Here is a 22,932-nt window from a genome sequence, read left to right on the forward strand (position 1 = left end):
TTTCTCATCTTACACATGTTTAAAGGATTACAGTGACAGATTCACATTAAACAGGTAAGAAGGGGTAACGGGATAGTTACCTACGTCAATACCAAAACGGGTATCGGCATCCCCACCTACAACCGGATCCAGTCCGCTATATTTGGTCATGGTCCAGATGTTGTTGGCAGATATTCCAATTTGGAAACGCTTCACACCCAGGGATTCCAGGATGTTGTCGTCAAAGTTGTACATGAACGCCAGGCGTTGCAGGCGGATGTAATCCCCGTCTTCTACATACCAGCTGTTGGATGCACCACTGGTAGAGAGGTTGGAGGCACTTTCCCAGATGGGAGCTGCAGCGCTGTTTCCGAGTTCAGGTGTCCAGGAACGCAGGGCAGCCACACCCTTGGCAGAACCTTCGAACGTACCGAAGAAATCGCGGAACCATTTTCCCTGGTTGAAGATTTCAACCCCGCTTACCCAGTTCCAGAACGTCTCCATGGAGAAGTTCTTGTAGTTCAGGGTAAGAGTGGCCCCACCACTGTACTCGGGAACGGGATCGCCCAGGTAGGTACGGTCGTCCGGAGTGATCACCCCGTCGCCGTTAACATCCCGGTAGCGGAAACGTCCAACCCCGGCACCGTCCTGTGCAGGAGCGCCGTCCACTTCGGCCTGGGAGTTAAAGTATCCGATCACGTCATACCCAAAGAAGGAAGACAGGGGCTTGCCGATCTGGTTCCGGGTGGGAGCGATACCCCGGAAGGTATCACCATCCAGGAACTCAATGCCATCGGCAAATTTCACAACTTCGTTTTTCAGGAAGGAGTTGTTCAGGGTTACGCTGAAGGTCAGGTCCTCGGTAATGCTACCGCGGCCGATGATCTGGAAATCCACCCCTTTGTTCAGCATGGCCCCCACGTTACGGGAAGGTGCTGCGGCGAAGTTTCCGGTTACACCAGCCAGGGGCACGGTGAAGAGCAGGTCTTCGGTGTCTTTCTTCCACCAGTCCAGGATCACGTCTACGTGACCGTCCAGGATGGTAGCGTCAAAACCGATGTTCAGCGTGGTAGAGGTTTCCCATTTCGCATCGGGGTTTCCGATACGGGTAGTGGCAAAACCTGTATTGGCCCCGCTGTTCTGTCCATCGACGGGGTAAAGGGTATTTCCATTGTTAATACCTGCCAGGGAGAACTGGTTGGCCGGATCCACGTTGTTGGAGTTACCCATCTGACCCCAGCCCCCGCGGACTTTCAGGTCGGTAAAGATGTCCTGATCCTGCATAAAGGGCTCGGCAATCACCCGCCATGCGGCAGATACCGCAGGGAAGGTACCGTAGCGGTTGTTGGAACCGAAAACGGAGGAACCATCCCGCCGGATTACCCCGGTCAGGTAGTATTTCTCATCAAAATTATAATCGACTTTACCGAAGATAGAGCTGAAGTTTACCCCTTTGCGGATAAAGCTCTGTACCTGCGGGCTGCCTACGGTAAGCAGGTTTACGAAGTCCAGGTCGGTAGAGAAGGGGTTGATACCCGATCCCTGGATCCGGCGGCCGCGGGAAGCGGTAACCGGGGTGCTGGCGCCTTCGATGGCCTCGATACCGGCAAAGGCTTTAATACCGTGCTTGCCGATCAGTTTTTCATAGGAAACCGTATTGGTCCAGATCCACTGGAAGCCGTATTCCTGGCCTTCATTGAAGCTGAAGCTGGCCTGGGGCTCGGAATCCCCGAGGTAGCGGTAGTTGTAATCGCGGTTGGTGAAGCTGTAGTAGTTTCCACCGATGCTGGTACGGATCACCATACCCTCGATGGGCTTCAGCAGGGCGTACAGGTTACCGAAACCACTTACGGAGTAGGCCTGGTCATCCCCGCGGTCCTGCTTCAGACGGCGTACCGGGTTACGCGGGTTGTTGAAACCTGCGGCACGGGTACTGGCGTAGCTGCCGAATTCGTCAAATACGGGAAGGATAGTAGGCATCCGGTAAGCGGAAAGTACTTCGGATTCGTCGTTAGCAATCCCCTGCCCTCCGTTGCCACCGCTTTGGCCGCGAATAGAGTTATAGGTGAATTGCAGGTTTTCCCCAATGGCAAGCCAGGGGGTGATGTCCCATTCGCTGTTAAAGCGGGCGGTGTAACGATCCTGCTCGTTTTCCAGCAGGATCCCGTCCAGGGACTGCAGGCTCAAGCCAGCGTAGAAACGGCTGTTTTCCGTACCTCCATTAAAACCAAGGCTGGCGCGAACGGCAGGAGCCGTACGGGTAATTTCCTTGTACCAGTTGGTTCCGGCCAGGTTCGGGCGGATCAAAAATACATCCTCAGGGTTGGCCTCGTAGTTGGCCTGGATCTGCGCCAGGTCAATGTCGGAAGCGCTTACCCCGTTCTGCCCGTCGGCGTGCAGGTAATCCGGGAAGGAAGGCGTAGCCTGGTTCCCGTACTGCGGGTGGGTGTACTGGGGAGCGGTCCCGTTGGCAGCGGCGTTGTTCTCGTATCCAATATGCGTCCACTCCGCCATTTGCTGCGGGTTCAGCATTTTGGGAGAGCCGTTTACGTTGGGATCGGTAACCCCGCTCTGGATGTTGATGGAAATTTCGGTCTTCTTGTTGCGGCGACCCTGCTTGGTGGTGTAAACAATTACCCCGTTGGCAGCACGCGCCCCGTAGATGGATGCGGCAGCCGCATCTTTCAGGACGGTGGTGGTCTCGATGTCGTCCGGGTTCAGGAAGGAGATGTCGTTAATCGGCACCCCGTCCACCACGTACAGCGGCTCGTTACCCCCGAATGCCCCGAATCCGCGAACACGGATCTGGCTGGCGGTACCCGGCTGCCCGTTGGTAACCACGTTTACCCCGGCCACACGACCGGCTAACTGTTGTTCTACGTTACCGGAGGGGATGGCGGCCAGTTCTTCGGCCTTCACGATAGATACCGCAGCGGTGGTTTCCCGCTTGGTCTCCGTGGTATACCCCGTAACGATCACTTCGTCCAGTGCCTGGGAATCTTCCGCCATCGTAATATTGATGGTGGAACGGCCATTTACCGGTACGGCCTGTGTCACGTACCCCAGATAGCTCACTACAAGTGTTGCGTTGGAGTCGGCCTCGAGGGTAAAGTTCCCGTCGAAATCCGTCTGGGTACCCTGAGTGGTACCCTGAACAATGACGTTGGCGCCTGGCAGTGGTACTCCGTACGCATCCACTACCGTACCTGAAATAACGTTCTGGAGTGGATTTTCACTGGTAATTCTGTTCGATGCCCCGGAGGCCGCCTGCAAGGGCAGCAACCCGAAACACAAAAACATCACAACAAATCCTAAGAGGCCCTTATAAAAGGTGCGAACCCCCATCGGATTCCAATCAGCGTTTCGAATCATAATGTTTAGTTGTTAAGTTAGTTAAATGTTTGATTTACACTTGTTTAATTCGAGCTTGAGCCGAAAACGTTTTCGAAATAACGTTAAAAAAACCCAAAAACAGTGTTAATAATACTAAAAATAGGGGGAATATAAAGAGGACCTGGGCAAATTTTTATCAAAAAGATTCTATTCTGTTAAAATTTTTAGAGGAAATTTATCAATCTCTAAATTTGGTTCCATATTAGCTAACTAACCCCAATAGACATACATGCAAATCAAAGAAAATGCTACCGTCTACGATGCCGTGATCGTCGGGTCCGGTGCCGGAGGCGGGATGGCTACCAAGGTTTTGGCGGATGCCGGCCTTAAGGTGGCCGTAGTTGAGGCCGGGCCTTTCTTCGACCCCGCCGACCCCAAACAGCAAACCCAGTTAAAATGGCCGTACGAATCCCCCAGACGGGGTGCGGGTACCACCCGCGCCTTTGGGGAATGGGATGCCGCATACGGCGGCTGGGAAATTGAAGGTGAACCCTATACCCATAAGGACGGCACCAAGTTCGATTGGTTCCGCTCCCATATGCTGGGCGGGCGTACCAACCACTGGGGGCGGATCTCCCTCCGCTTCGGCCCCAAGGATTTCAAGCACAAGGATGTGGACGGCCTGGGCGATAACTGGCCTATTGGCTATGAGGACATCAAACCCTATTACGACAAGGTAGATAAACTTATCGGGGTGTTCGGCACCAACGAGGGGCTGCCCAACGATCCGGACGGGTTCTTCCTGCCGCCACCCAAACCCAGGCTGCATGAACTCTATTATATAAAAGGTGCGCGTAAGACCGGAATCCCGGTTTACCCGTCGCGCATGTCCATGCTCACCAAGAAGATCAACAACGAAAGGGGCGTATGCTTCTACTGTGGGCAGTGCTCCCGTGCCTGCCAGGTATATGCGGATTTTTCCGCGGGCTCCTGCCTGATCTTCCCCGCCCAGAAGGGCCGGGGCCAGGTAGACCTCTTCACCAATTGCGTGGTGCGGGAGGTAACCACCGATGCCAACGGAAAGGCTACCGGGGTTTCCTATATCAATAAGGAAGACCGGAAGGAATACAAACTGAAAGGCCGGGTGGTGGTCCTGGCGGCCTCGGCCTGCAGTTCCGCCCGTATCCTGCTGAATTCCAAAAGCCCCCAGCACCCCAACGGGCTGGGTAACGGCAGCGACCTGGTCGGGAAGTACCTCCACGATTCCACCGGCAGCAGCCGGGCCGGTTTTATCCCGGACCTGATGAACCGGGAAATCTATAACGAAGACGGGGTAGGGGGTATGCACGTGTACTCGCCCTGGTGGGGAGACAACAAAACCCTGGATTTCCCCCGCGGCTACCATATTGAGGTATGGGGCGGCATGGGAATGCCCAATTACGGCTTCGGTTTCAATGTCAACGATTTCAACAAGTTCTTTGGCCTGCCTACGGGAGGCTACGGGGACCAGTTGCGGAAGGACGTGAAAAAGTACTACGGTTCCGTCCTTGGCTTTGGCGGCCGGGGCGAATCCATTGCGAGGAAGGACAACTACTGCGAGATCGACCCCACCACGGTGGACGAATTCGGAATCCCGGTGCTGCGCTTCCACTATAAATGGTCCGACCTGGAACGCAGGCAGGCCCGCCATATGCAGGCCACCTTCGAGGAGCTCATCCACAATATGGGGGGCGAAGTGCTGGGGGATACCCCCACAGCCGAACAGGATTACGGCCTGGCCACCCCCGGGCGCATCATCCACGAGGTGGGGACCACCCGCATGGGGGACGATCCCAGAACCTCGGTCACTAACCGCTTCCAGCAGCTGCACGAGGCCGACAACGTATTCATAACGGATGCCGGGCCTTTTGTGTCCCAGGCGGACAAGAACTGCACCTGGACCATCCTGGCCCTTTCCTGGAGGGCTTCCGAGTATATTGTAGAACAACTCAAGCAACAAAACATCTGATATGGACAGAAGAGAAAGTCTCAAATCCATCGTTCTCGGCTCCCTGGCCGGGGGGCTGGCCCTGCAGGGCTGCAAAATGGACGATGCCGAACTCCAGGACGCAGTTACGCAAGGGGCCGAGCGGTATTTTGGCCGCACCCCGGAAGAACTGGAGCTGATCGAAAAGCTGAACGCCGAAACCTTTTTTACGCCGCATGAGCGGGAAACCCTTTCCGTGCTGGCCGAACGCATCCTCCCCCCAGTGGAGGAATACGGCGGTCCCCTGGAGGCCGGGGTACCGGATTTTATGGAATTTATGGCTAAAGATATCCCGGAACTGCAGGTGACCCTGCGCGGGGGATTAATGTGGCTGGACCATAAAAGCAATACCGAGTACAACCTGGAATTTAAGGCGGCTTCCCAGGAGCAACAGCACCAGATCATGGATGGCATTGCCTTTTACGATGCCCAGGTCCCCATGCGGGAACACCCCCTGGAGATCCAGTTCTTCAGCCTGGTGCGCAACCTTACCGTATGCGGGTATTACACCTCCAAACCGGGCATAGCCGAACTGGGCTATAAAGGCAATGTGCCGAACATTTGGGATGGGGTGCCCCAGCATGTGCTGGACAAGCACGGCCTGGCCTATGAGGAGGAGTGGCTTGCCAAATGCGTGGACCAGAGCCAGCGGGGCGTCATTGCCGAATGGGACGAGGATGGAAACCTGTTAACATGATACTTATGAAAAACACCATATACCGTATGTTGCTGGTCGGCACCCTCCTGCTTTCGGGAGCCGGGATGCAGGCCCAGGAATTCGGGCTGCAGCTCTACAGCCTTCGCAACCAGTTTTCCCAGGACGTGGAAGGCAGCCTTGCCCAGATCCGGGACTGGGGCGTGACCTATATTGAAGGCGGGGGGACCTATGGGTATACCCAGGAAGAATTCCTTGAGTTGCTCGGGAAATACGGGCTAAAGACCGCCGGCATTGGCGCTTCGTATGACGAACTCCGGGACCAGCCGGAGGCTGTGGCCGAAAAAGCCAAAGCCTTCGGGGCCTCCTATGTGATGTGTGCCTGGATCCCCCACAAAGGGGATGCTTTTGGCCTGAAGGAAACCGAGGAGGCTATTGCTGTATTCAACAGGGCCGGGAAGGTCATGGAAGCTGCCGGGCTTACCCTGGCTTATCATGCCCACGGGTATGAATTCAGATCCTATGGTGAAGTCACCTTGTTTGACCTCATGGCGCAACAGGCCGAGCACTTTGCCTTTGAAATGGATATCTACTGGGTCTTCCACGGCGGGGCCGACCCCCTGGAGCTCCTGAATCGCTACCCGGACAAGTGGGTGCTGATGCACCTGAAAGACATGGCCCAAGGGGTTAAAGGAAATGACTCCGGCCACGAGGATGTGGAAACCAACGTGGTACTGGGTACCGGCCAGATCGATGTGGCCGCCCTGGTGCGCCGCGGGGCTGAACTGGGTATTCGGTATATGTTTATCGAGGACGAGTCCAGCCGGGTGCTGGAGCAGGTGCCCCAGAGCCTGACCTTTCTGAGGGGCCTCTAGTCCGCCGGCCGAACTGCTACCCCTACCATGGAATCTGCAGTGCCGTAGTACAGGAACCACTGGTTTTTATAAAACACCAGGCCTTCAATAAAGGTGGTGCCGGCCTGGTATTGCCCGCTTACCTCGTGGGGCAGGCTTGGGCAGATAAAAGGCGTTTCCAGGCGGCCCAGCAGGCGGGTGGGATCCTCCCCGCTGAATAAGGCCTGCCCCCCGCAATAGCTGCCTTCGGGGGTTTGGGTGCCTGCACCCTCCCCGGACAGGTTTTTCCCGTTGTACAGGAGCAGGATACCATTTTCCGTATACAGGGCCGGGGGGCCCGGTTCGGTCAGGTGGCTGTCAAAGTCTTCGGGGGTAGGGAGGAAGGGTTTGAGCAATTCCCCATTTTCGTCCAGCAAAGGAGTCCAGTCCCTGCCGTCCTCGGAAACCGCCACATTCACAAAGAGTTCCCCCCAGTACATGTAGTATTTTCCGTCGATTTTTTTGGCGATCAGCCGGCCATCCTTCAATTCCGTCACCACCGATCCGGATTTACTCCAATGGTCCAGGAAGGCCCCGTGGTGGGCGGTTTCGAAGACCGGCCCGTGTTTGGTCCAGTGCCGCAGGTCCGGCGAAGTGGCGCTGGAAAGGCGGGCCACATCCCGGTTCCAGCTGGTGTAGAGCATCAGGTAGGTGCCGTCCTCGAGCTCCACTACCCGCGGGTCTTCCACCCCTCCGGGGTAATCCCATTGGCTCATGGGGCCGGGTTCGGGGTAGAGTACGGGCTGCGGGTAACGTGAAAAATGCAAGCCATCCGTGCTCCAGGCCAGCCCAATGCGGGAAGTCCGCTCCCCCAGGCGGGCATCCGGGTTGTCTTCGGCCCGAAATAACAGGAAAACGGTGTCGTTGCGCACTACAGCGCCCGGGTTGAAGACATCGGCTTGTTGCCAGTGCACTTCCCGGCCCTGCATGGGGCAGTCAAAAACATAGGAGGCATCCGGAGCCAGGATGGGCTGGCCTTCGGGTTTTTCAAAACCGAGCATCCAGGGCTCTTCCGTTGCACAAGAGGCCAGAACAAGCAGGAATAGGGGAAGGATAAAGTGGCGCATGGTACCGTATTTTGCCCTAAAGATACAATCCCCGGCCCAGGTTCTGCCTAGGATAGGAAAATGGCTATCTTTAAGGCAAACCCTCTGCATGGAACGCAGCCCGTTAAGACCGCTTACCCGAATGTTTGTGCTGGTTGCCCTGTGTGCGGCAGCCTGCGGCCGCCAGGCCAAGCAGCCGCCTGCGGCCCCTTCAATGGCCCAACCCGCGCCGCCGGATACCGTTGTGGTTACCCCGCCGGTGGAAACCCCACCCGCCCCGCCACCCCTGGAAACCCTTGCAGATACCGCCTTTGTGCGCCTGGCAGACTACAGCGACCAGTTCGGGTATGAGCTGCGCTATGCCACTGCGGATAATTTCCTGAAGGCCGTGGTATACCCATGTGCAGAGTGTTACACCCGGGCCAAGACGGCAAAGGCGCTGCTGCAGGCCAATGCCGCCTTCCGGCAGCTGGGGTACCGCATTCGTTTTTTTGACTGCTACCGGCCCAATTCCGTGCAGTACAAGATGTGGGAACTGGTACCCAACCCCCAGTATGTGGCCAACCCCGTGAAAGGGTCCATCCACAACCGGGGTGGCGCCGTGGACATTACCCTTGAAACCCTGGACGGGGAGAAGCTGGATATGGGGACGGATTTTGATTTTTTCGGCCCCCGTGCCCACCACGACCATACCGACCTGCCCGGCACTGTATTGGAAAACCGCCGCATCCTGAAGGAAACCATGGAGCGTTTCGGGTTCTGGTCCATCCGGACGGAATGGTGGCATTACAACCTTAGGGCCGCCTCGGCAGATCCGGTAGCGGATTTTGTCTGGCCCTGCACAACCCTATAAAACAGTACCATGCTTAGAAATCTCATTTACGGCTGCGCCGTTTTGTTATGCTTAGGGCTGCAGGCCCAGGACCATCGCCTGCCGCTCTGGCCGGAAGGGGAAATCCCCTATCGCGTCCCTACGGACGAAACGGAAGTGCGGGACAGCACCAACATTTTGCGGATCAGTAAGGTTCAAACGCCGGACCTGGCCGTTTACCTGCCACCGGAGGACCTTAAAACCGGGCAGGCGGTTTTGATATTTCCCGGGGGCGGGTACCATATCCTGGCCTATCACTGGGAAGGCACCCACTTTGCCAAATGGCTGAACCAGCAGGGGATTGCCGGGATCGTAGTGAAATACCGCCTGCCGGTTTCCCGTTCGGCCGGGAAACCGGAACTGATCCCATTGTCGGATGCCCAGCGGGCCATGCGCCTGGTACGGGCCCATGCAGGCGAATGGGGGGTGGATCCTGCCCGGATCGGGGTGATGGGCTTTTCTGCCGGCGGCCACCTGGCGGCCAGCCTCAGCACCCAGTATGCATCGGAAGTGTATCCTCCTGTAGATGCCCGGGACAGCCTGAGCGCCCGCCCGGATTTCTCCGCCCTGATCTACCCCGTGATCAGCTTCACCACGGACGCCGTGCACGCCGGTTCCCGGGCAGGCCTGTTGGGGCCGGAACCCGACCCCGACCTGCAGCGTTTTTTCTCCCCGGAATTACAGACGGGTCCCAAAACCCCTCCGGCATTCCTGTTGCACGCCACCGACGACGGACTGGTTCCCGTGGAAAACAGCTTGTTATACTACCAGGCTCTTCGGGAAAATGGGGTTGCAGCAACCCTGCATGTAGTACCTGCCGGCGGGCATGGGTTTGCCATGGCTAAGAAGGAGCCTCACCTGTCGCACTGGTTGGAGTGGCTGGCCGCCTGGCTACAAGCGTACTAAGCCCTCAGGATACCGGATACGGGTGCTCATAGCCTTCCCGGTAGGGGCGGCGCAGGAGCTTACTGGCTTCCGGGTCTCCCTTAATTTCCTTGCGTACCGGGTCGTACCGGAGGGGTCGCCCGACCTGCATGGCCAGGTTGGCCAGGATGCAACTGGCCGAGGAAATATGGCCCTGCTCAATGTCTGCAAAGGGCAGGTTGCCGGTTTCGATGGCCGAGAGGAAATCCAGCATGTGCCGGCGGGTAGCAGGTACCGCATGCAGCTCGATGTCCACTTCGGTTACGTCTCCCGGGTATTTTTCCCGTTCGTAGATCACATCCCCGTGAATGGGTTCCCCGCCGCCTGCCGGGAAGAAATCGTACTGCATGACGCTGCCGGCCAGGGTGCCTTTTTCCCCGTAGATCTTAAAGGCCCAGGGATACTGCGGGTCTGCCGGGGTGCCCCAGGTGCGGTGCTGCCAGTGGCAACTGAAATCCGGGTATTCAAAAACCGCAGACTGGGTGTCCGCAATGTTCGATTTCCCGTCTTTTTGTACATAAATCCCGCCTTCGGAACTAATGCGCTCGGGCCAGCCCAGGTCCAGCATCCAGCGGACCGTATCCAGCATATGCACGCACATATCGCCCATAATCCCGTTCCCGTATTCCATAAAGGTGCGCCACCACCGCCGGTGGGGCAGCCCGTCGTAGGGGCGGTAGGGGGCAGGGCCCGTCCACAGGTCGTAATCCAGGAAATCCGGAACCTCCTGCAGGGGCGGGTTGCCATTGGCCCGCATGTGATAATAACAGCACATTTCCACATGCCCTACTTTACCCAGCATTCCGGTATCTATAAACCGTTTTTTGGCTTCCTGCAGGTGGGGGGTAGAGCGGCGCTGGGTACCGATTTGCACGGTGCGCTTGTATTTGCGGGCGGCAGCCAGGATGGCCTCTCCTTCCAGTACGTCCACACTAATGGGTTTTTGCAGGTATACATGGGCCCCGCTGCGGATAGCCTCAATGGCAATCAGTGCATGCCAGTGGTCCGGGGTGGCAATCAGGACAATGTCGAGCTCGGTATCTGCCAGCATTTCCCGGTAATCCTTGAAGAGGCGCGGCCGGGAGCCGGGCTGCCGCTCCAAGACCATGGCTGCGGCTTCCTCGAGCAGCTGCCGGTCTACATCGCAGAGGGCCTGTACCTGTACCGGGGCTACCTGCATCAGGCGCCAGAGGTCCATTTTGCCATACCATCCCGTGCCGATCAGCCCCACTTTCCAGGGGGTGCTGCGGGAGGTCCAGTCCATGCCATAGGCGCCCAGCCCGGAGAGCAGGGCCAGGGCGCCGGCGCCTTGTACAAATCGCCGGCGGTTGATGTTAAAATGCGGGTGTTCCATGGTCGGTTGCTATTGGTGGTTCCTAAAGATAGCAAATTGGCGACTAGCAGGGCTGGGTGGTAATGACCACAGGACCCTGACCGGCCAGGGTGGTGAAAAAGAGGTACGTATCGCCGCCCGGGGCTATCCGGCTGCGCTTGCGGATCTGGGCTACGGACATGGGAAAGTTTCTGGAAACCACGTGGGCCTTTCGAGCCGGGGGATTTTTGGCCTTATAGGGTCCGATATTCAGAATACGGAACCGCCGGCCCGGAAACGCAATGGCTTCGGGCCCTGTGTAGAGGTGGCTGCTAGGGTGCAGTTTGGCCAGCCCAAAGCGCTCGGAGATCAGCTTAAAGGGGCCTGCCTTCATCAGGGCGGCATGGGGCTCGTAAAGATAGGCGGAAGGGGGCGTAAAACGGGCCTGGGCTTTTTGCTCCGCTGCAGGGGTAAACCGGAAATCCGGCCAGTGGTCCCGTTCCAGGTCCGTGCTGATGATCTCGGGTTCGCCCTCAAAACCGGGCTCCAGGATCCACAACAATTCCCTCGCTTCATTGCGTACGCCCACCACATGTACCTGCCTTACATTTTTAATTGCACGCAGGCCCTGGGTAAGGTCCAGCAGGGGAGCGGTCTTCATCAGGATCCGGGCCCCGGTTTCCAGCAAGCTGTCCTGCCATTCCAGGATGTTGGGTTGGTAGGCTTCCAACCGGATCACCCGACCCCCTGAAGCATCCCTTCGCGAGGGGTCCAGATAGATCCAGTCCGGGGAGGTATTTTCCCGGAGCAGAACCTGTAAAATTTCCATGCCGTCCCCCTGCTGCACTTTGATATTTTTGGCGCCCAGCACCTGGAAATTATGGGCGGTGATTTCCGCCAAATGAGGTGCCGCTTCGCAGTAGTGTACGGTATCAAAAACACGTGAAAAATAGTAGCTGTCCAACCCCATTCCCCCGGTCAGGTCGACCAGGATTTTACCCTGTGCCAGCCTGGTTTTGTAGCGGGCTGTTACCCCGGAGGAAGCCTGTTCCAAATGCACCTTGGGCGGGTAGTATACCCCAGGTTTTTGTGCCCACTCCGGCGCCTTTTTGGAGAGGGTTTGCGCCCCGGCCAGTTGCTCGGCCAGTTCCCGGGCCGAAACCCCTGGAAAGGGGCTCCCGGAAAGGGCTACTGACACAATGTCAGTGCTTAAATTATTTTTTATAAAATTCTGTGCGCCAGTATTTAAAATATCCTTATTCAAAGTGAAGCTAAAGATCTTTTGTGAGTCGGTTTACGATCTTATTTTCGGCCAGGAATTCCTTTAAAATGACCTTTAAAGCGGTGTATCCGGGTACCGCAACGATCATGCCGACCACCCCGAACAGCAACCCGGCAATGATGATCACCAGGAAGATTTCCAGGGGGTGGGAACGCACGCTGCTGGAGAAGATCAGCGGCTGGGAAATGAAGTTGTCCACGGCCTGCCCTATGGCCAGCCCCAGGAGTACCCAACCCACGTTTGGGAGGATCTCGGTCTGGAAGTCTGAACCCAGGTTACTGGTCATGGTCAGCACCACCATAATGACCCCTCCGATGATGGGTCCCACATAGGGGATCACATTGAAGAGGGCACATAAAAAAGCAATGACCAGGGCGTTCTCAATCCCGACCAAAAGCAGCACCACCGTGTAGATGATAAACAGGACCAGAACCTGCCCCAACAAACCGATGAAATAGCGGGATAACAACCCCTTGATTTTTTCAATGGATTGACGCATCCGGCCCTCTTTTTCATCCGGGACCAGGGTGAGCAATGACCCTTCAAAAAGCCGGCTGTCTTTCAAAAAGAAAAATGAAATGAACAGGACCGAAAACAACCCGATGCTCAGGCTGCTTAAAACCCCCAGGAAGGAATTGAGGAGTTTGGGGATAAAGCTGAAGTCCAGCTCGTGCATCATATTCCCCCCGATTTCCGTCTGCTTAACCAACGCGCTAACGGACTGGGGAGAGGTACCCAGGTAAGCCGTTATTTCTTCATAGAGCCGAAGCAGGTCGTTTTGCAGGCCATCCATGTCGAGCAGGGATAAATTCCGTCCCTGTTCCGTCAGGACAGGAACAAAAAGTGCCACCAGCCCGGTAACCACCCCCAGCATCAGGACCATGGCAACCACCACGGCCAGGGTATTCGGGAATTTAAGCCGGCGGCGCAACAGCAGTACCAAAGGCCGCCCGATCAGGGCCACCACCGCGGCAATCAGCACATAGGCAATCACCGAACGCACCAGGTATAGAAAGTAGGCCAGCAGGACCAGGCCGGCGAGGATCAGCACGGCGCGCAGGATGCCGTTGGCTAGGATTTTGGCATTCATCCGTTTAGTTTTTAAAGGCGTAATTCACAATATTGGCCCCCATCCGCAGGGCTTTCAGGCGCACGGCCTCGGGGTCGTTGTGGACCTCGGGATCCTCCCACCCGTCACCCAGATCGGATTCGTAGGTAAAGAGCAACACCAGCCGCCCCTGGTGGGTGTATCCAAAAGCCTGGGGTCGCTTCCCGTCGTGTTCGTGGATTTTGGGAAGTCCTTCCGGAAAGGCAAAAGGGCCTTTGAAAATGGGATGGTCGGCCGGCAGCTCTTCCAGGGTTTTATCCGGGAATAACCGGGGCAGTTGTTCCTGCAGGTAGGGCGCCATGCCGTAATTGTCGTCGATATGGAGGAAGCCTCCGCTTAGCAGATAGGTGCGCAGGTTTTCGATTTCCGCCTCGTTGAACAGCACATTCCCGTGCCCGGTCATATGGAGCAGCGGGTACTGGAAGAGGTCCGGGCTCTCTGCCGAAACGGTAGCGGTCCGTGCCTCCAGGGCCGTCCCGATGGCGGTGTTGCAAAATTGCACCAAATTGGGCAGGGCCGTAGGGTTGGCGTACCAGTCGCCCCCACCCTGATATTTCAGCACAGCCACCTGCTGCCCATACCCGGCGTGCAGGAACAGGATAAGCAAACAAACATAGAGAGGGCGTTGCATAGGGCTGGAATTCTGATGGGGCAATCTCAAAAATAGTGATAATCGGGGAACCCGAACCGGCCTAGCCGTGGTTAATCAGGTTCACCACCGTGCAGGCCACCAGGGCTGCGGTTTCGGTACGCAGGCGGCTCTCCCCCAAAGATACCGGCAGGAACCCGGCATCTTCGGCCTGCTGGATTTCCTCCGGGCTAAAATCCCCTTCCGGCCCGATCAGTACCACCACATCCTGGTCGGCTGCCAGACGGCGCTTCAGCTCTACTTTTTCGTCTTCCTGGCAATGGGCGATAAACTTCAGGGTGGGTTGGGGTTGTTTGAGGAAATCCGCAAAACTTTGGGATGGATTCAGTTGGGGCAAATAGGCCCGGAGGCTTTGTTTCATGGCCTCCTGTACTACCCTTTGCAGTCGGTCCATCGACAGGGCGCGCCGCTCGGAATGGGCACAAATTAGAGGGGTAATCTCATTTACCCCGATTTCCGTGGCCTTTTCCAGGAACCACTCAAACCGGTCTGTTTTCTTGGTGGGCGCCACCACCATATGCAGGTGGAATCGTTTAGGGTGTACCCGGCGGGCATCGCGGATGCGTCCCATGCAGCGCTTGGGGTTGGCTTCCAGGATTTCGGCCCGGAATATATCGCCTTTGCCATTGGTGATGTGCATGACATCGCCTTCGCGTTTGCGCAGTACCTTCACGATGTGCCGGCTTTCTTCCGGGTTAAAGGCAAATTGGGTTACGCTCCCGTCCAGGGTAGGGTGGTAGAAGTAGTTCATAGTACGGTTAGTCTTGGGTTTCCCCGCTTTTTTGACGGGCATGGGCCAGGCCCCAGTCCAGCCAGCGCTCCAGATCCGCGTCCTTGGCGAACCCCTCCGGGCTTACCTGTATGAATTCCCGCATCACCCGCCCGGTAAAATCCATAGGGCGGGCCCCCGGCTGTTCCAGGGCTGTATCCATTAGGGCGGCAGGGACACGGGCCATCAACTCCGGACCCATAATCCCCACACTCATTTTGCCTTTGTACAGGTAGGCCAGCCCGCCAAACATCTTTTTACAGGTCATATGGTGGTGGGCCCCGTCCGGCCGGGCCAGGAGGATCTCATTGATCCGGTTTTCCAATGTAGTATCGTAGGCCAGGGCGATCGGGTTTTAGCTGCCAATCCGGAACCGGGCTTTGGCGGTTACGCGCAGGTCCGAAAAATCCTTTTCAAGATACTTTAAATGCCCCACAATTCCTATCATCGCAGCGTTGTCCGTACAGTATTCAAAAGGAGGGAGGTAGGTAATCCACCTCAGGCGGCTTTCCTCCGCTTTGAGCGCCTGGCGTATCCCGCTGTTGGCCGATACCCCGCCGCCTATGGCAATGTGGCGGATTCCGGTCTGTTCGCTGGCTTTGCGCAGCTTTTGCATCAGGATGGTCACAATGGTGTGCTGGATGGAGGCGCAGAGGTCCGGGAGATTCTTGGCCACAAAATCCGAATCCTTTTCGGTTTCCTGTTGCAGGAAATACAGGATGCTGGTCTTCAGGCCGCTGAAACTGAAATTCAGGCCGGGCACTTTGGGAATGGGAAAGCGGAAGCGCCTGGGGTCTCCCTGGGAAGCCATCCGGTCTACCATGGGCCCGCCGGGATACGGGAACCCCAGCAACTTTGCGCTTTTGTCGAAGGCTTCGCCTACAGCATCGTCCAGGGTCTCACCCAACACCTCCATTTTAAAATGGTCTTCTACCCTCAGGATTTGGGTATGCCCCCCGCTGATGGTCATGGCCAGAAAAGGGAAGGGCGGGGCGGTCATGCCCGGGGCTTCCAGGAAGTGGGCCAGCACATGGGCCTCCATGTGGTTTACCGCCAGCAGCGGGATGTTCAGCCCCAGCGCCAGCGACTTGGCAAAAGAGGTGCCTACCAGCAGGGAGCCGAGCAGGCCCGGACCCCGCGTAAATGCTATGGCGGATAGCTGTTTTTTGTCGATATTTGCTTGAGCCAAGGCCTGGTGCACCAAAGGGACGATGTGAAGCTGGTGCGCCCGGGAAGCCAATTCCGGAACCACACCGCCATAGGCCTCGTGGATGTGCTGGGTAGCCACCACATTGCTGAGGGCCTTTCGGTCCCGCAGGACGGCGGCCGAAGTGTCGTCGCAGGAGGATTCAATAGCCAGGATGTATACAGGCGCTTTGCTCACCGTGAAAATGGAACGAATTTTGGATACGCAAAGGTAAAACAATAGGCCCTATCAGGAAACTTCGGAAAATAGTCATCCGCACCCTGCTCATTATCCTGGTGTGTTGCGTGCTGGGAACGGTGATCCTTTCCCTCCCGGCCGTGCAGACCCGTCTTGCCCGGATGGCTACCGAGCGGATTAACCGGGATTTTGGCACGGACATCCGCATTGACCGCCTGGGCATTTCCCTGATCAGCTGGAACACGGCCCTGAGGGATATCTTTATCCGCGACTACCAGGGCGACACCCTGGCCCACATTGAAAAACTCAACACCTCGGTTTTGAGCCTGCGCGACCTGCTGCAGGGCAACCTCGAATTCGGGGACATCGACATTGAGCGGCTCTACCTGAACCTGAAGACCTACCCGGATGCCCCGGATACCAACCTGGGCATCTTTATCGACAAGCTGGACGACGGCCAGCCCCGGCCCCCCGGTACGCCTCCCTTTTACTTTTACGCCTCATCCATCCGGATAGAAAACAGCCGGTTTTCCCTCCGGGACGAAAACCTGGAAAAACCCCAGATCCTGGATTTTTCAGACCTGAACATCGAGGCGGATGCCTTTACGATTTTGGGGCCGGAGGTACGCGCCTCCATCCGCGAACTGGCGCTTAAAAGCCCCCGGGACCTGCAGATCGATACCCTGGCCACGGAGTTTACCTATACGCGGGAACAGATGCGCTTTGACTCCCTGCGCATCCGCACCCCAGGTTCCGACCTGAAAGGGGGGCTGGTATTCGACTACCAGCGGGAAGACCTGGTGCAATTTACGGATAAGGTGCAGCTTACGGCCTATTTCGATGCCTCGGAGGTAAGCCTGGACGAGGTCAACCGCCTGTACGATGTCTTCGGATCCGGCCGAAGTGCCACCTTCAGCACCCGGGTTTCCGGTACCCTGAACGCCCTGAAACTGGAAGACCTGCTGCTGGTTACGGACCAGACCGGGATCAGGGGCACCTTTGACTTCCAGAATTTGTTCCGCAAGGACGGGGCCTTTCAGTTGGACGCCCAGATCCGTGACATCACCACCACCTACTACCAGATGCGCGGGCTTATGCCCAACCTGCTGGGGGAAACCCTGCCTTCCTCCCTGGAAAAGCTGGGGCAGTTCACCGTTAGGGGCGCTTCCCGGATTACCGAGAATTCCGTGAATGCCCAGGTCAATATCAACAGTCGCATCGGAAACTGTTATGCGGATTTGGACATGACGGGGATAGACCAGGTAGATGCCGCCGCCTACCGTGGGTTTATCTCCCTGATCGATTTTGACCTGGGGGATTTTGCCGGCAATCCCGCCTTTGGGCGGACGTCCCTGGATTTTAACGTGGAAGGGGAGGGCTTTACCCGGGAAACCCTCAACACCGAGGTAATCGGGGAGGTTTACGCCCTAACCTTTAACGATTATACCTATTCGGACATCTCCGTTTCCGGGGTGTTGAAAGACCAACTCTTTGACGGCTCCCTGAACTCCCGGGATCCCAACCTGGTCTTTACCTTTAAGGGGCTGGCGGATTTTGGCAACCAGCCCAACACCTTCAATTTTGTAGCCTCGGTAGACCGCGCAGACCTGAGCGCCCTTAATATTATCAAGGATTCGGTATCGGTTTTCAGGGGGAACATCGATATGGACATCACGGGGAACGACCCGGACAACATCCGGGGGAATATGCGCTTTAGCCAGACTCAGTTCCGCAATGCTGCCAACACCTATTACTTTGAGGATTTCCAGGTGGCCTCCCGGATGGACGAAGATTCCGTACGCACCATCGAAATCAACTCCCCGGATATTATAACCGGTTATATGCAAGGGAAGTTCCGGGTGCGGGAGCTGGGCAAACTGGTGCAAAATTCCATCGGCAGTATTTATACCAACTATAAACCCTACGAGATTTCCCAAGGGCAGCAGCTCAGTTTTAATTTCCGGATCTACAACAAGATTGTGGAGGCCTTTTACCCGCAGGTTTCCCTGGGCCCGAACACCTTTATGCGGGGCGATATTGTGGCCGACCAGGGGGACTTTAAACTCACTTTTAAATCCCCGGACATCACGGCCTTCGGCAACCACCTGGGGGAGGTGGATGTGCGTATCGACAACAAGAACCCCCTGTTTAACACCTATGTTTCCGTAGCGGACGTAGAAACCGTCTATTACGATCTCAAGGACTTCGAACTGATTAACACCACCCTGAACGACACCCTGTTTTTCCGTACGGAGTTCAAAGGGGGCAGCCAGTACAACGACACCTACAACCTGAACTTTTACCACACCTTTGCGGAAGGGAATAAATCCGTAATCGGCCTGAAGCGGTCGGACGTGAGTTTTAAGGGGAACACCTGGATGCTGAACCGCAGCGGGAATGACCGAAATAAAGTGATCGTAAACCGCACCCTGGACAGTATTCGCATCGAGGAGATCGTGATGAACAACGAAGCGCGGGAAGAGATTGTGCTGAGCGGGGAGCTGGCGGACTCTACCTATAAAGACCTGGAGTTGCGCTTTAAAATTGTTTCCCTGGACAAGATCACCCCGGCCATAGACAGCCTCAAGTTAAGCGGGGAAGTAAACGGGGTACTCAATGTGCGGCAGGAGGACGATATCTACCTGCCCATCGGCAACCTGACTATCTCGGATTTCGGGATCAACGGGGCCCAGCTGGGGCAGCTGGATTTCGGGATTGTCGGGAACAAGGACCTCTCCGAGTTTTCCGTAAACACCCAGATAACGGAGGGCGGGCGTGAAAAATTCTCGGTCATCGGGACTGTCCTGAACCAGGGGGAGATACCGGAAGCCAACCTTACCGCCAGCTTCTCGGATTTTGCCCTGGAACCCTTTAACCCCCTGGGTGAGGGGGTTATTGACCAGATCCGGGGAGGGATTGACGGAACTGCCCGCATCCGGGGCGATATCCGGAACCCCGATATATCCGGCCTGCTGACCCTGAACGACGCCGGCCTGGCCATCCCTTACCTGAATGTCAACTACGCCTTTGCGCCTAATTCGGTGGTGCGCCTGCAGCAGCAAATCTTCGATTTTCAGAACATCCGCCTGACCGATACGGCTGAGGGAACCCACGCCCTGCTGGACGGGACCATTACCCACCAGTTTTTTGACGACTGGCGGCTGAACCTCAAGGTAGACACCCAGGGCGACCGCTTTTTGATCCTCAATACCGGCTACGAAGAGGAGGCCCTGTATTATGGGCAGGCCTTTGCCGCCGGGGAGGGGCGCATCCACGGCCGGACGACGGCCCTGAATATTGATTTTGTGGGGGCTACAGCCCGGGGGACTTCCCTGAAAATCCCCATCAGCGACGTGGCCTCGGTAGGGGATTACAGTTTTATCAACTTTGTGGAAAAGGGCAGCCGGCAGACGGTGGAGGCCTCACGCCAATTGAAGGAATACCAGGGGCTGGAGCTGAACTTTGACCTGGATGTAACCCCCGAAGCCGAGGTGGAAATTGTGGTGGACCAGCAAACCGGGAGTTCCCTGAAAGGGACCGGGGCAGGCCTTATCTTTATTGAAATCAATACGAACGGCAAGTTCAATATGCTGGGGGATTTCGTAGTGGTCAACGGGGTGTACAACTTTAAATCCGGGGGGGTGATCGACCGGACCTTCCGGGTTAAACCGGGGGGGACCATCAACTGGGACGGCGATCCCCTGGCGGCCAGCCTGAACATGGAGGCGGTCTATACGCTCAATGCCAACCCCGCCCCCTTGCTGGAGAACAATCGCTTTTCCCAGAGCATCCCCACGGAAGTACTGGTGCGCCTAACCGGTGAGCTGGAACAGCCCACGGTGGACTTTGATATCGAATTTCCGGGCACCAGTTCCATTGTGAAATCCGAACTGGAATACCGCCTGCAAGACCCTACAGTAGAAGAACGAAACGCCATTTTCCTGTTGGCACAGGGCACCTTTGTGGCAGACGGCAGCGGCCTGAACCAGAGTGCCGTGGCCGGAAGCCTGATCGGTTCGGCTACTACCAACCTCTTTAACCAGGTGCTGGGGGGAGGGGACGAAAACTTTAACCTGGGCGTTTCCTATGAAGCCGGCTACAACGACCCCAACGCCGAGGTGAATACCGAAGACCGCATCGGGGTAACCGTTTCTACCCGCATTAGCGACCGTATCCTGTTTAACGGGCGCTTCGGGGTCCCGGTGGGCGGAGTAAGCGAATCCGCAGTGGCCGGGGATGCGGAGGTGCAACTCTTGCTCAACAAGGAGGGTACCCTGAGCATGCGGATCTTTAACCGCCAGAACGAGATCCAGTCCTTCCTGGCGGAACGGCAGGGGTATACCCAGGGGGTGGGACTCTCCTACGAGGTAGATTTTAACAGCTTCCGGGACTTACTACAACAGGTGCTGAAAAAACGCGCTAAAGCCCCGGCCCAGCCCCCCGGAAATCCGGCAGACAGCCTTTCCGGCCGCCCCCGTCCCGAGGCCGTTATGGGGAAAGACAGTTTGATACGTTTTTATTCCAAAAATCAAAAACCTTTTTAAGGAAGGCCAGGTTTTTTACATTTCCTTCGGTTTTCCGCTTTTTTCGTTACGAAATCGTTTTCGACCCCCACTGCAGTCAGAATTCGTCCCGGGCAATTCCTTATTTGGTTAAAGTTTGTTAATTTTGCCATTCATTTTTTTCCATGGAGAAACCCATCAAAAAGATTGCGGTCATGACCTCCGGAGGGGATTCCCCCGGGATGAATGCCGCTATCCGTTCCGTTGTCCGGACCTGCGCGTACCTGGAAATCGAGTGCGTAGGTATCTACCGGGGGTACCAGGGCATGATCGAAGGGGACTTCGCCCCAATGGATGCCCGTAGCGTGAACAATATCATCAATAAGGGCGGGACCATCCTGAAGTCTGCCCGCTGCCTGGAATTCAAAACACCTGAAGGCCGGAAAACGGCTTATGACCAGCTCCGCAAAGCCGGGATAGAAGGTTTTGTGGTCATTGGCGGGGACGGCAGCTTCCGGGGCGCGACTATTTTCAATAAGGAATACGGGTTCCCGGTTATCGGGATTCCCGGCACCATCGATAACGACATTACGGGTACCCGATATACCCTGGGCTTCGATACCGCCCTGAATACGGTAGTGGAAGCCATTGACAAGATCCGGGATACGGCCAGCTCCCACAACCGCCTCTTTTTTGTGGAAGTGATGGGCCGTGACGTGGGCCACATCGCCCTGAATGCCGGAGTAGGAGCCGGGGCCGAGGAAATCCTGATCCCGGAAGAAAACCTGGGGCTCGAGCGCTTACTGGAATCTTTGAAGCGCAGCAAGAAATCCGGAAAATCCTCCAGTATCGTAGTGGTAGCCGAAGGGGATAAAACGGGCAAAAACGTCTTTGAACTCAAGCAGTACGTAGAAGAGCACCTGCCCATTTACGATGTACGGGTTTCCGTACTGGGTCACATGCAGCGGGGCGGTACCCCCAGCGCCTTCGACCGGGTGCTGGCCAGCCGCATGGGCGTACGCGCCGTGGAAGCCCTGCTGGAAGGCAAGACCAACCTGATGGTGGGGATTATAGACAACGAAATTGTGCTCACGCCTATCGAAGAGGCGATTAAAGGGCACACCTCAATAGACAGGGAACTCATCCGGGTTTCCGACATTATGACCGTATAACTAAAAATCAGAACAAAAATGGCATCAATGCGAATTGGAATTAATGGATTTGGACGGATCGGCCGTATGGTATTCCGTTCCACTTTCGAACGCGATAATGTAGAGGTAGTGGCGATCAACGACCTGCTGGACGTGGAGCACCTGGCCTACCTCCTGAAATACGACTCCGTACACGGTCGCTTTAACGGTACCGTAGACGTTAAGGACGGGCACCTGGTGGTAAACGGGAAGCATGTACGCATTACTGCGGAGCGCGACCCCGCCAACCTGAAATGGGATGAAGTGGGCGCCGATGTGGTTGCCGAATGCACCGGGATCTTTACTACCCTCGATATGGCTCAGAAGCACCTGGATGGTGGCGCCAAAAAGGTGGTGATTTCCGCCCCTTCCGCAGATGCCCCTATGTTCGTGATGGGTGTTAACCACCACGAAGCCAAGGCGTCGGACAACATCGTTTCCAATGCGAGCTGTACCACCAACTGCCTGGCGCCCATTGCCAAGGTACTGGACGACACCTTTGGGATTGAAGAAGGCCTGATGACTACCGTACACGCTACCACGGCTACCCAGCTGACTGTAGACGGCCCCACCCGCAAGGATTACCGCGGCGGCCGCAGCGCCCTGCTGAATATTATCCCGGCCTCCACCGGGGCGGCCAAGGCCGTAACCAAGGTGATTCCGGCCCTTAAGGGCAAGCTTACCGGGATGGCCTTCCGCGTACCCACCGCCGACGTTTCTGTAGTGGACCTGACGGTGCGTCTGGAAAAAGAGACCTCCTACGAGGGCATTAAAAAAGCCATGAAAGAAGCTTCTGAAGGATCCCTGAAAGGTATCCTGGGCTATACAGAGGAAGACGTGGTTTCCCAGGACTTTATCGGGGACGCCCGTACCAGTATCTTCGATGCCGGTGCCGGGATTGAGCTCAGCAGCCGGTTCTTTAAGGTGGTTTCCTGGTACGACAACGAGGCGGGCTATTCCAACAAGCTCATCGACCTCGCCCTGCACGTAAACAGCCTGTAACGCTAAG

17 protein-coding genes are annotated in these 22,932 nt (G+C 56.6%); 8 read left to right on the top strand and 9 right to left on the bottom strand.

Annotation, left to right across the window (positions count from 1 at the left end; all coding sequences use genetic code 11):
• Window positions 1-27: 27 nt before the first annotated feature.
• Entirely contained in the window at window positions 28-3,351 is a 3,324-nt protein-coding gene (locus OZ410_RS10185; RefSeq protein WP_277707855.1) for a SusC/RagA family TonB-linked outer membrane protein, read from the bottom strand.
• Between the two features lie 250 nt (window positions 3,352-3,601).
• On the opposite strand from OZ410_RS10185, the gene OZ410_RS10190 reads away from it, so the two are divergent.
• Genes OZ410_RS10190 through OZ410_RS10200 form a run of 3 tightly spaced genes read left to right on the top strand, consistent with a single transcriptional unit; the run spans window position 3,602 to window position 6,868 of the window.
• Window positions 3,602-5,320: a GMC family oxidoreductase gene (locus OZ410_RS10190; protein WP_277707856.1), complete on the top strand. Its 1,719-nt coding sequence runs from the start codon at window positions 3,602-3,604 to the stop codon at window positions 5,318-5,320.
• 1 nt (window position 5,321) lies between these two features.
• Window positions 5,322-6,035, top strand: a complete 714-nt coding sequence (locus OZ410_RS10195) for a gluconate 2-dehydrogenase subunit 3 family protein (protein ID WP_277707857.1) — start codon at window positions 5,322-5,324, stop codon at window positions 6,033-6,035.
• A gap of 5 nt (window positions 6,036-6,040) precedes the next feature.
• Complete coding sequence (locus OZ410_RS10200) at window positions 6,041-6,868, top strand: sugar phosphate isomerase/epimerase family protein (protein WP_277707858.1); 828 nt, start codon at window positions 6,041-6,043, stop codon at window positions 6,866-6,868.
• Here OZ410_RS10200 and OZ410_RS10205 read toward each other — a convergent pair.
• The gene (locus OZ410_RS10205; protein ID WP_277707859.1) at window positions 6,865-7,953 is read right to left on the bottom strand and encodes a glycoside hydrolase family 130 protein; all 1,089 of its coding nucleotides are present in this window, start codon (window positions 7,951-7,953) and stop codon (window positions 6,865-6,867) included. The genes OZ410_RS10200 and OZ410_RS10205 overlap by 4 nt on opposite strands.
• An 88-nt stretch (window positions 7,954-8,041) precedes the next feature.
• On the opposite strand from OZ410_RS10205, the gene OZ410_RS10210 reads away from it, so the two are divergent.
• Together OZ410_RS10210 and OZ410_RS10215 are read left to right on the top strand one after the other, a co-directional pair.
• Window positions 8,042-8,785, top strand: coding sequence for a M15 family metallopeptidase (locus tag OZ410_RS10210; RefSeq protein ID WP_277707860.1), 744 nt, complete (start codon window positions 8,042-8,044; stop codon window positions 8,783-8,785).
• Window positions 8,786-8,794: 9 nt separating this feature from the next.
• Window positions 8,795-9,709: an alpha/beta hydrolase gene (locus OZ410_RS10215; RefSeq protein WP_277707861.1), complete on the top strand. Its 915-nt coding sequence runs from the start codon at window positions 8,795-8,797 to the stop codon at window positions 9,707-9,709.
• Window positions 9,710-9,713: 4 nt separating this feature from the next.
• Here OZ410_RS10215 and OZ410_RS10220 read toward each other — a convergent pair whose 3' ends face one another.
• The 7 genes from OZ410_RS10220 to tsaD all read right to left on the bottom strand — a co-directional run bounded on the left by OZ410_RS10220 (window position 9,714) and on the right by tsaD (window position 16,231).
• Complete coding sequence (locus tag OZ410_RS10220) at window positions 9,714-11,081, bottom strand: Gfo/Idh/MocA family protein (protein WP_277707862.1); 1,368 nt, start codon at window positions 11,079-11,081, stop codon at window positions 9,714-9,716.
• 43 nt (window positions 11,082-11,124) lie between these two features.
• The gene (locus OZ410_RS10225; RefSeq protein WP_277707863.1) at window positions 11,125-12,237 is read right to left on the bottom strand and encodes a class I SAM-dependent methyltransferase; all 1,113 of its coding nucleotides are present in this window, start codon (window positions 12,235-12,237) and stop codon (window positions 11,125-11,127) included.
• A gap of 73 nt (window positions 12,238-12,310) precedes the next feature.
• A complete protein-coding gene (locus OZ410_RS10230) occupies window positions 12,311-13,411 on the bottom strand; it encodes an AI-2E family transporter (protein WP_277707864.1) in 1,101 nt (366 codons plus the stop codon).
• A 4-nt stretch (window positions 13,412-13,415) separates the two neighbouring features.
• Complete coding sequence (locus tag OZ410_RS10235) at window positions 13,416-14,060, bottom strand: DUF4159 domain-containing protein (RefSeq protein WP_277707865.1); 645 nt, start codon at window positions 14,058-14,060, stop codon at window positions 13,416-13,418.
• A gap of 61 nt (window positions 14,061-14,121) precedes the next feature.
• A complete protein-coding gene (locus OZ410_RS10240) occupies window positions 14,122-14,829 on the bottom strand; it encodes a 16S rRNA (uracil(1498)-N(3))-methyltransferase (protein ID WP_277707866.1) in 708 nt (235 codons plus the stop codon).
• Window positions 14,830-14,836: 7 nt separating this feature from the next.
• Window positions 14,837-15,172, bottom strand: a complete 336-nt coding sequence (locus OZ410_RS10245) for a TfoX/Sxy family protein (RefSeq protein ID WP_277707867.1) — start codon at window positions 15,170-15,172, stop codon at window positions 14,837-14,839.
• A 30-nt stretch (window positions 15,173-15,202) separates the two neighbouring features.
• Window positions 15,203-16,231 (bottom strand): tRNA (adenosine(37)-N6)-threonylcarbamoyltransferase complex transferase subunit TsaD, encoded by a 1,029-nt coding sequence (tsaD, locus tag OZ410_RS10250; RefSeq protein WP_277707868.1) that lies wholly within the window; start codon window positions 16,229-16,231, stop codon window positions 15,203-15,205.
• 107 nt (window positions 16,232-16,338) lie between these two features.
• On the opposite strand from tsaD, the gene OZ410_RS10255 reads away from it, so the two are divergent.
• The 3 genes from OZ410_RS10255 (at window position 16,339) to gap (ending at window position 22,925) form a co-directional block, all read left to right on the top strand.
• Window positions 16,339-20,775 (top strand): translocation/assembly module TamB domain-containing protein, encoded by a 4,437-nt coding sequence (locus OZ410_RS10255; RefSeq protein WP_277707869.1) that lies wholly within the window; start codon window positions 16,339-16,341, stop codon window positions 20,773-20,775.
• A 143-nt stretch (window positions 20,776-20,918) separates the two neighbouring features.
• A complete protein-coding gene (gene pfkA, locus OZ410_RS10260; protein ID WP_277707870.1) occupies window positions 20,919-21,905 on the top strand; it encodes a 6-phosphofructokinase in 987 nt (328 codons plus the stop codon).
• An 18-nt stretch (window positions 21,906-21,923) separates the two neighbouring features.
• Window positions 21,924-22,925: a type I glyceraldehyde-3-phosphate dehydrogenase gene (gap, locus tag OZ410_RS10265; RefSeq protein ID WP_277707871.1), complete on the top strand. Its 1,002-nt coding sequence runs from the start codon at window positions 21,924-21,926 to the stop codon at window positions 22,923-22,925.
• The last annotated feature ends 7 nt before the right edge of the window (window positions 22,926-22,932 follow it).

The sequence above is a fragment of the Robiginitalea aestuariiviva genome, assembly GCF_029537735.1.
GTDB lineage: Bacteria > Bacteroidota > Bacteroidia > Flavobacteriales > Flavobacteriaceae > Robiginitalea > Robiginitalea aestuariiviva.